The 248-nt window shown below is 56.5% G+C and carries 1 protein-coding gene; it reads right to left on the bottom strand.

All coding sequences use genetic code 11. The annotated features are described in order from the left end of the window. Positions 1 to 64: 64 nt before the first annotated feature. On the bottom strand, positions 65 to 248 hold a 184-nt coding region (locus AC0L3A_RS41145; RefSeq protein ID WP_473256633.1), incomplete at its 5' end, for a hypothetical protein.

The following is a 248-nucleotide window of genomic DNA, read 5'->3' as shown; positions in this document are numbered from 1 at the left end:
AACCAGCCGGTGTGATATCTCTCGTCATGGCGTTGCTCTCCTTTGTGGAATCAGCACCCCGAGCCTACCGGCTCAAGCTGGGCAACGCCGACCTCTTCAGAAATTCAACAGAACCCGGGACATCCCCGCGGATGCCTGCGTGTTTTTTATGGAGCGGGATGACATCCCTAGCGGCTTGATCAACATCGGCACTTGAGAGGACAGCACAATTCTCGAACTCGCCCAGACCGGCGTTACGAGTGACAACG

Source organism: Bradyrhizobium sp. MI1.3, assembly GCF_055811695.1.
The sequence above is the reverse complement of the archived record's forward strand: the minus strand, read 5'-3'. Positions and strand labels throughout refer to the sequence as shown.